Origin of the sequence: Zarconia navalis LEGE 11467, from assembly GCF_015207075.1 — a bacterium.
Taxonomy (GTDB): Bacteria; Cyanobacteriota; Cyanobacteriia; order Cyanobacteriales; family Geitlerinemataceae; genus Zarconia; species Zarconia navalis.
Genome location: NZ_JADEXN010000167.1, coordinates 1 through 9,356, shown reverse-complemented (window position 1 = coordinate 9,356; position 9,356 = coordinate 1). Strand labels below are relative to the sequence as shown.

Annotated in this window: 6 protein-coding genes; 3 read left to right on the top strand and 3 right to left on the bottom strand. The window is 51.2% G+C overall.

Going from position 1 to position 9,356, the window contains the following annotated elements:
- Together gcvP and gcvH are read right to left on the bottom strand one after the other, a co-directional pair.
- Window positions 1-1,858, bottom strand: a 1,858-nt coding sequence (gene gcvP / locus IQ235_RS10700; RefSeq protein WP_264321455.1) for an aminomethyl-transferring glycine dehydrogenase, incomplete at its 3' end; no start/stop codon positions are given.
- Between the two features lie 245 nt (window positions 1,859-2,103).
- A complete protein-coding gene (gcvH, locus tag IQ235_RS10695; RefSeq protein WP_264321454.1) occupies window positions 2,104-2,496 on the bottom strand; it encodes a glycine cleavage system protein GcvH in 393 nt (130 codons plus the stop codon).
- A 67-nt stretch (window positions 2,497-2,563) separates the two neighbouring features.
- On the opposite strand from gcvH, the gene IQ235_RS10690 reads away from it, so the two are divergent.
- On the top strand, window positions 2,564-3,631 hold the full coding sequence (locus IQ235_RS10690) for an anthranilate phosphoribosyltransferase family protein (RefSeq protein WP_264321453.1): 1,068 nt from the start codon (window positions 2,564-2,566) through the stop codon (window positions 3,629-3,631).
- Here the strand turns inward: IQ235_RS10690 and IQ235_RS10685 are convergent.
- Window positions 3,609-4,013, bottom strand: coding sequence for a nuclear transport factor 2 family protein (locus IQ235_RS10685; RefSeq protein ID WP_264321457.1), 405 nt, complete (start codon window positions 4,011-4,013; stop codon window positions 3,609-3,611). The genes IQ235_RS10690 and IQ235_RS10685 overlap by 23 nt on opposite strands.
- An 82-nt stretch (window positions 4,014-4,095) precedes the next feature.
- On the opposite strand from IQ235_RS10685, the gene IQ235_RS10680 reads away from it, so the two are divergent.
- Together IQ235_RS10680 and IQ235_RS10675 are read left to right on the top strand one after the other, a co-directional pair.
- Window positions 4,096-4,677: a molybdenum cofactor guanylyltransferase gene (locus IQ235_RS10680; RefSeq protein WP_264321452.1), complete on the top strand. Its 582-nt coding sequence runs from the start codon at window positions 4,096-4,098 to the stop codon at window positions 4,675-4,677.
- A 312-nt stretch (window positions 4,678-4,989) separates the two neighbouring features.
- A partial coding sequence (locus IQ235_RS10675) for a PAS domain S-box protein (RefSeq protein ID WP_264321456.1) occupies window positions 4,990-9,356 on the top strand: 4,367 nt, incomplete at its 3' end.

Genomic DNA, 9,356 nt, shown 5'->3' with positions numbered 1-9,356 from the left:
CTTCCCGACTTTGGTGATAGGCGCGAATCGCTTGCAACCCGGCGTATTCTCCCTGAGACCCGGCATTAGGCTGGAGAGATACCCCAGCAAACCCGGTAATTTCGGCCAGCCACGCTTCCAACTGGCGGAACATCTCCCGATACCCTTCGGTTTGGGAGGTGGGGGCGAAAGGGTGAATTTGTCCGAACTCCGGCCAAGTGACCGGAATCATCTCGGCGGTGGCGTTCAGCTTCATGGTGCAAGAACCCAACGGAATCATGGAGGTAGTCAGGGATAAATCCTTCTCAAACAGCCGATGGAGGTAGCGTAGAAGCTCTGTTTCCGAATGATAGGCGTTGAAAACCGGTTGGGTGAGGTAGGGGCTAGTCCGGGCGAACTGGGGGGCAATGGGAGATTCGATCGTCGAGTAGATCGCCTTGAAGGTAAACGGTAGCGTCTCGGTTCCGGCGAAGATTTGCCACAAATCGACTAAATCTGCCGGGGTGGTGGTTTCATCGAGGCTAATGGCGATCGTGCCTTCATCAAATCCTCCCCTCAAGACTCGAAGGTTGATTTGCCGCGCCTCGGCCGCGGTGAGAATCGCTTTAACGGGGCGATCGCCCAGTTTCACCCGAACGGTATCGAAATAGGGCGCGTCCCCCAGAACAAATCCCAACTCCTGCAACCCTTTGCCCAAAGTCGCCGCCAACCGGGCCACCCGTCGGGCAATATCGCGAATCCCCTCGGCCCCGTGATAGACGGCGTACATCGAGGCCATCACCGCCAGTAACACCTGGGCGGTACAAATATTACTCGTGGCTTTGTCCCGGCGGATGTGCTGTTCGCGGGTTTGCAGGGCCAAACGCAAGGCGGGTTTACCGTTGGCATCTTTAGAAACCCCCACCATCCGTCCGGGGATTTGCCGCTTGTAGGCTTCTCGGGTGGCAAAATAGGCTGCGTGGGGGCCGCCGTAACCCATGGGAACCCCAAATCGCTGGCTGCTACCGACAACGATATCCGCCCCGAATTCTCCCGGAGGGGTCAGCAAAGCCAAGCTGATAAGGTCGGCGGCGACGGTGACAATGGCTTTGGTTTCGTGGGCTTTGGCAACAAACTCGCTGTAATCGTAAATTGCCCCATCGGTAGCGGGATATTGCAGCAATGCCCCAAAAATAGGGGTCTCGAAATCGAAGCTTTGCCAATCGCCCACAATCACCTCAATCCCCAGGGGATTCGCCCGCGTCCGCACCACATCGATAGTTTGGGGGTGGCAGTCGGCAGAAACGAAGAAGGCATTGGCTTTATTCTTGCAAACGCCGTAACTCATACTCATCGCCTCCGCCGCTGCCGTCCCTTCGTCCAACAGGGAGGCGTTGGCAATTTCCATCCCCGTCAAATCCATCACCATCGTCTGGAAGTTGAGTAAGGCTTCGAGGCGACCTTGGGCGATTTCTGCTTGGTAGGGGGTGTATGCCGTGTACCAGCCGGGATTTTCGAGAATATTGCGTTGAATGACCGGGGGGGTAATGCAGCCGTGGTATCCCATGCCTAGGAAAGAACGATACACCCGGTTTCGAGAGGCGATCGCCTTTAACTCTTTCAAGGCTTCGTACTCGCTTGTTGCCGCCGGTAAATTCAACGGTGACCGCATCCGAATCGCCCCAGGAACCACGCGATCGATCAGTTCATCGAGACTCGAAAGACCCAATACCTCTAGCATCTGCCCGATGGCTTCAGAATCCGAACCGTTATGCCGGCCGACGAATTCTCCCTGGGTCTGTCGATCTTCTGTCCCCTGGAGAGGATGACCGTTGGATTGGAGATTCTCCCGGCTGGGTTGCGTTGCTTGAGAAGGAACGAGGGGATTGAGATCGAGCATAATTGAGATTGGCGATCGCGCATGGATTCTAAAGCACCGGTGGCAAAAACCTGCCTAAATGCAAGTTTATGCAATATACCTTAACGGAAATGTCAAGTTCTTGACCAACCGACGCTTTCACTTAACAGTTTGCAATAAATTGAAACGAATTGGAAACGGGGGCTTCGGGAGCTGGGGAAGCTGGGGAAGCGAACGGACAATTGATAATGGGTGAATCGTTGTTCACCTCATCTCCCCATCCCCTCCTACTCGTCTCCCTCAACTAAAGCGCGATACTCTTGGGCCGATAGCACGTCTTCGAGTTCGTCATCGGGGTTATCCAGACGAACTTTAATCAACCATCCCTCGCCATAGGGATCTTCTGCCAGTTGTTCGGGAGCATCGATGAGGGGTTCATTACGATCGATCACCGTCCCCGATACAGGTGCGTACATATCCTCCACGGCTTTCACCGATTCCACCGAACCAAACGTTTCCCCCTGTTCTACAGCATCCCCCGATTCGGGCAATTCCAGAAACACGATATCCCCGAGTTCTTCCACGGCAAACGCACTGATGCCAATGGTTGCAATCTCGCCCTCCAAGCGGACGTACTCGTGGGAGTCTTGATATTTTAGGTCTTCGGGATAGTCAACCATGCTACATCCTCACTTTGCTGACTAAGGTATAGAGTTAATTAAACTAACTTACAATCCCTTGGGACTTATGAGTAACGAGTTTAGAGAATTCCTTAAAAAGGTCGGTAGCGGGACTCATACGGGTCGGGACTTAAACCGCCAAGGGATGCAAGTGGCAATGGGGATGATGTTACAGCAAGAAGCCACCCCCGCTCAAATCGGGGCATTTATGATCGCCCATCGCATCAAACGCCCTACGCCAGAAGAGTTGGCGGGGATGTTGGATGCCTACGACGAGTTAGGGCCGGTTTTGCCATCCCTCGCGACAGCCACCCAACCCGAATGGCAAAATCGAGTCACGGTTCTGAGTTGCCCCTACGATGGGCGATCGCGCACGGCCCCAGTTACCCCGATTACCGCTCTGATTTTAGCGGCGGCAGGCGTTCCAGTTCTGATGCACGGGGGCGATCGAATGCCGACTAAATACGGCACTCCCCTGACGGAAATATGGCAGGGATTGGGAGTGGATTGGACGAGGCTGAGTCTCGATGAAACCCAGAAAATGCTCGCGACAACAGGACTGGGGTTCGTATACCTACCCAAACACTTTCCCCAAGCCGCCGATTTAGTTCCTTATCGCGACCAAATCGGCAAACGCCCCCCGATCGCGAGTTTGGAGCTAGTGTGGAGTCCTTACGCCGGTAAAACTCATCTGGTGGCAGGTTTCGTTCACCCTCCCAGCGAAGATCGATTTCGCATCACCTTAGAACTGCGCGACCGGAGTTGCTATACCACCGTCAAAGGACTCGAAGGAAGCTGCGATTTACCTCGTTCTCGCACGGCGATTATCGGCACTTTCGGATCGATTGCCGGAGATAAGCCGCCAGAATGGGAACGGTTGCACTTGCACCCAGAAGAGTACGGATTGGGGGGACATGACGTGCCCCTCGAATCGGACGAGAAACTCATCGAAGATTTACGTGCCGTTATCGAAGGAAAATCCATAGAACTGACGAAATCGGCGATTTGGAATGGGGGATTTTATCTGTGGCGGTGTGAGGTTTGCCCGACGTTAAAGTTAGGGATTGAAAAAGCAGAAATGTTTTTGAAGGAAAATGTGGTTGCTCAAAAACTCAAAGAAGTGATTCATTGTTAATCGTTGCTTCGCAGACTTTTATCGTATCGATATACTGCACGAATTTAACAACTTTTCCCTGTTTTAACGTCCAAACCGATGCTGTAGGTGCTTGCATACTTTTCCCCGTTGTTTTGTAAGTACCCCGATCGAATCCTAACGCGACGATCGTATCCCCAGCATCGAGAAATTCTTCCACGCGGGCTTCAAAATTCTCCCATTCCAAACCAATTTTTTCAAACACACCCGCAAGCACTGCATCTCTCCCGACAAATGTACCGCCGTAGGGTAGTTTCTCAGACTCGTGCCATTCGACGTTGGGATCGAGAATGTCGAGAATTATATCGATTTCTCCATTCTCAAACGCTTGGTACAGGGTTTTGATAATATCGAGATTATTCATGTTTTTCACATTAGAGCTAATTTTGTTCGCTCTCTATTTTTGAGCTGTTTTTTATCGATCGCATTTAATGAATTAACAATATATGAATCAACAATCTCTCAATGTTCTAATTTTAGCGGGGGGAAAAAGCTCTCGCATGGGACAAGACAAAGCTCTGGTTCCGTGGGATGGCGTTCCCTTATTGCAGCGGGTGTATCGAACGGCAACCGAGTTGAACGCACGGGTTTGGGTGATGACTCCGTGGCCCGATCGCTATGGCGAAATTTTACCGCCAAACTGTCAGTGGCTGACCGAATCCCAACCGGGAGGCGGCCCCCTCGTGGCGCTTTCAGTTGCTTTCTCTCAACTTTCTGGAGAGTGGATATTGCTGCTGGGGTGCGATTTGCCCCTGCTGCGCGCCGATATTTTGCGAGGCTGGATCGATCGACTCGACACGCTTCCGGCTTCGGTACGGGCGATGGTTCCCCAGCAAGATGAAGGTTGGGAACCCCTATGCGGCTTCTATCGAAAAGACGTGCAACCGGAGTTAGAACAATTTTTAGCCACTGGGGGGCGATCGTTTCAAAATTGGTTGCCTCAAATTTCGGTACATCCCCTGTCTGTTAGCGATGCTGAAGCCAAAATGTTACGCAACTGCAACGCACCGGAAGATTTGCCGGGTTAGAGAAGATGGAGACAAGGGAGACAAGGGAGACAAGGGAGACAAGGGAGACAAGGGAGACAAGGGGGATACTAACAACTCACCTATTATCAATTGTCCATTGTCCATTCACTCCCTCTTCCCCACTGGTCACCAAGGGAAGCTCTTGACACAATGGAAGTAAGTCAATCCCCAATTTCCTCGACGAAATTGAAGTAAGCAACTATGACAGCAACTCCAAAGCCAAGCTCAAATGCCGCGAGATCGCAGCATAGCTCACAAACGAGTTGCCCGTCGAGATCGCCCCTAGAAAGAGTAGCAGATCGTGTGCCAGGTATGCTCTTCGAGTTTCGCTGGCATCCCCAGAAATCGATTTCATTTCCCTTCGTCAGCGCCAGTGCGAGTCGAATTCTCGGACTATCGGCGATCGCGATTCAACAGGATGCCCAACAGTTTATCGCACTCATCGACTCAGACGATCGAGCCGGTTTCGACGCATCGCTGCAAGATTCGATCGAATCTTTGTCAACTTGGGATTGGCAAGGACGGCTGAGACTGCCATCGGGAGATTTTCAGCAGATTCACCTCTCGGCACAACCGGAACGGCAAACCGATGGCGCAATTCTCTGGGATGGTTTGATAATTGCCATCGATACGACCGTCCCAAAAGCAGTACAAACCCCGTCAGTTACCCCCATCTCGGCAGACTTTTTAACGGGCATCTTCAATAGTATTGCCGACCCCGTTTTCGTCAAAGACGATCGACATCGATGGATATTGCTCAACGATGCAGCGTGCGATTTAGTCGGTTGCAGCCGCGAGGAACTCCTGGGTAAATCGGATTACGATTTCTCACCCAAAGAACAAGCCGATATCTTTTGGGAGCGAGATGAATGGGTTTTGACGACGGGAAAAACCGATCGAAACGAGGAAGAATCCACCGATTCTCAAGGGGTTACCCGCACCCTTTCCACTCAAAAATCTTTATTAGTCGATGATGCGGGAAATCGATTTTTGGTGGGGACCATTCGAGACATCAGCGATCGCAAACTTATCGAAACCCAACTGCGCGAATCCCAACAACTCCTGCAACTGGTACTCGACAACGTTCCCCAAGCCATTTTTTGGAAAGATTGCAATTCTGTTTATTTGGGATGCAACCGCAGCTTTGCAGAAGATGCGGGATTGAGTTCTCCCGAGGAAATTCTGGGAAAAACCGACGGCGATTTGCCTTGGAAACCCGAAGAAACCCAGTTCTTTCGAGAATTCGATCGCCGCGTCATCGAATCTGAAGAACCAAAGTTGCATCTGATTGAAACCCAACAACAGGCTGATGGCAAGCAAGCGTGGTTAGATACGAATAAAGTGCCCTTGCGAAACGCCCAAGGGGAAATCGTCGGGGTTCTGGGTACTTACGAAGATATCACCGATCGCCGACAAGCCGAACGCACGCTAGAACTGATGAGGTTTTCCCTCGATCGGGCTGCCGATCCGATTTTCTGGATTCAATCGGATGCTCGCTTCTTTTACGCCAATCAGGCAGCCTGCAACACCCTTGCCTATTCCCATGATGAATTACTGTCGATGTCTGTTTTCGACATTGATGTCGATTTGCCCGTCGCAGCCTGGCCCGAACACTGGCAGCAATTGAAACGAGAGGGTAGTTTTACCTTCAAGTCTCGGCATCAGACCAAAGATGGACGGATATTTCCTGTAGAAATTTTAGTGAATTATTTGGAGTTTGACGGACTCGAATATAATTTCGTGCGGGTACGCGATATTACGGCACTCAAACAAGCCCAAGCAGAACGGCAAAAGCTGATCGCTTTGATTGAAAACAGCAGCGATTTCATCGGTTTGGCGAGTTTAACCGGGGAAGTCTTGTTTATTAATGCGGCGGGATGCGAATTGGTCGGACTCGAAAGTATGGAGGCGGCAAAAGCCATCCCGGTGATGGACTTCTTTATGGCTGAAGATACGATCGACGTCGAAAGTCGCCTGCTGCCCACTTTGATGCAAGACGGAATTTGGCACGGTGAATATCGCTTCCGGCATTTTTCAACTGGGGAAGCGATTGCGGTTGACTTTAACTGGTTCGTGCTCAAAAACGAACAGACGGGAGAACCTCTGTGCATGGCGACCATCAGTCGAGATATTCGCGATCGCCAACTTGTCGAAACTCAACTGCGCCAATCTCAACAATTCCTACAACTAGTTGTCGATTGCGTGCCTCAGTCCATTTTTTGGAAAGATCGCGATTGTGTCTATTTGGGATGCAACCGCAACTTCGCCCGCGATGCTGGGGTGAGTTCGCCCGAGGAGATTGCGGGAAAAAACGATTACGATTTACCTTGGACGCGAGAGGAAGCCGACTTTTTTCGCGAATGCGATCGCCGCGTCATGGAGTCGAACGTACCAGAATTGCATATTATCGAAACCCAACTGCAAGCTGACGGTCAACAAGATTGGCTCGATACGAGTAAAATTCCCTTATCCGATGCTGACAGGAAGGTGGTGGGAATTCTCGGGACATACGAAGATATATCCGAACGCATGCGCGCAGACATCGCTCTGCGAGAAAGCGAACGACGGTATGCTACCCTCACCGCTGCGGTTCCCGTGGGAATTTTCCGCACGGACGGAGAGGGAAATTGCATTTACGTCAACCAGCGCTGGTGCGAGATTGCCGGACTAACTTCCAAGGAAGCCGAGGGGACGGGTTGGACGAAGGCGGTGCATCGGGACGATCGCGATCGAGTTGCCGCCGAATGGTATCGCTCGGCACAAGCTAGAGAGCCTTTTCGCTTGGAATATCGATTCGAGACTCCCGCAGGCAAGGTTGCCTGGGTTTTCGGCCAAGCGGTTGGAGAACAGGATGAGAATGGCAACGTCGTAGGTTACGTAGGGACGGTGACCGATATTAGCGATCGAAAACTCGCCGAAGCCAAGCTACAGGAACAAGAGCAATTCTTACGTAGCATTTACGATGGGGTCGAGCATTTAATTTTCGTCGTCGATCTATTCGGTGACGGTCAATTTTGCTATAGCAGTTGGAATCGGGCCACAGCTTGCGCCACAGGGATCGCTTATGTAGATGCCATCGGGAAAACGCCGCAAGAGCTTTTTGGTCAGATCGAGGGAGAAGCAGTTCACCAACGATATACTCGATGCTGGCAATCGGGAGAAACGATCTCCTATGAAGAATGTCTGACCTTGCAAGGAGACCGAACTTGGTTTCTGACGACCCTCAATCCTCTCACAAATGCCGAGGGTCAGGTGTATCGCTTGGCCGGAACCACCTTGGATATTACCGATCGCAAACTCGCCGAGGAAAACTTATCTCAGCAGCTTCACTTAGCCGCACTGCGCGCCGATATCGATTTTGCCCTCACCCGAGGGGAAACCCTATCAGAACTCCTGAAAAGTTCTACCGATGCGATCGTCAAGCATCTCAATGCTGCGTTTGCCCGCATTTGGATTGTGAACCCTCAAGACAATATCCTGGAATTGAAAGCTAGTTCGGGTCTCTACACCCATCTCGATGGCGGACACGCTCGCATTCGAGTCGGTCAGTTCAAAATTGGCAAGATCGCCCAAAATGCTCGACCTCACTTAACCAACGATGTCCTCAACGATCCCCACGTCAGCGATCGAGAATGGGCCGCACGAGAAGGAATGGTCTCGTTTGCCGGTTATCCCCTGATCTTGGACGATCGAGTCTTGGGCGTTATCGCTCTATTTGCCCGCCATCCGCTTTCGGAGCCAGTACTAGAAAGTTTGGAATGTGCTGCTGGGGAGATCGCGTTGGGAATTACGCGACAACAAGCCGAAGAAGCACTGAAAATTTCCGAAGGCAGACTGCGGCAAAAAGCCCAGGAACTCCAGCAAACCCTCCAAGAACTGCAACAGGCGCAAATGCAACTGATTCAAAGCGAAAAAATGTCGAGTTTGGGGCAATTGGTGGCCGGAGTCGCTCACGAAATCAACAACCCCGTCAACTTCATCTACGGCAATCTTTCCCATATCAACGACTATACCCAAGACTTACTAGGATTACTGGAAGTATACCGAGACTGCTACCCCGAGCCCATTTCGGCGGTGGAAGAAGAAATCGAAGCGATCGAGCTGGATTTTCTCATCGAAGATTTACCTAAAATTCTTAAATCCATGAAAGTGGGAACCGATCGCATTAAGGATATTGTTCTTTCGTTACGAACCTTCTCCCGCATGGACGAAGCCGAGATGAAAGCGGTAGATATTCACGAAGGCATCGATAGCACGTTGATGATTTTACAAAATCGCCTCAAAGCCAAATCCACCGGTCGAGAAATTGAAGTGATTAAAAACTATGGAAACCTACCACCTGTCGAGTGCTATGCCGGACAAATCAATCAGGTGTTCATGAATATTTTAGCCAATGCTATCGATGCATTGGAAATGGCAATCGAACGCGATCGACGCTCGATCGCTAATCCTAAAATCCAGATTTGCACCCAAGTTACCAAAGATGGCTGGGTTTCGATCGGCATCGCGGATAATGGCCCGGGTATTTCCGAAGCCGTTACGCAAAAACTATTCGATCCTTTTTTCACTACGAAACCCATTGGCAAAGGAACGGGAATGGGACTTTCGATTAGCTATCAAATCGTGACCGAACGCCACGGAGGTTCCTTGGAATGTATTTCCGAACCGGGACGGGGAAC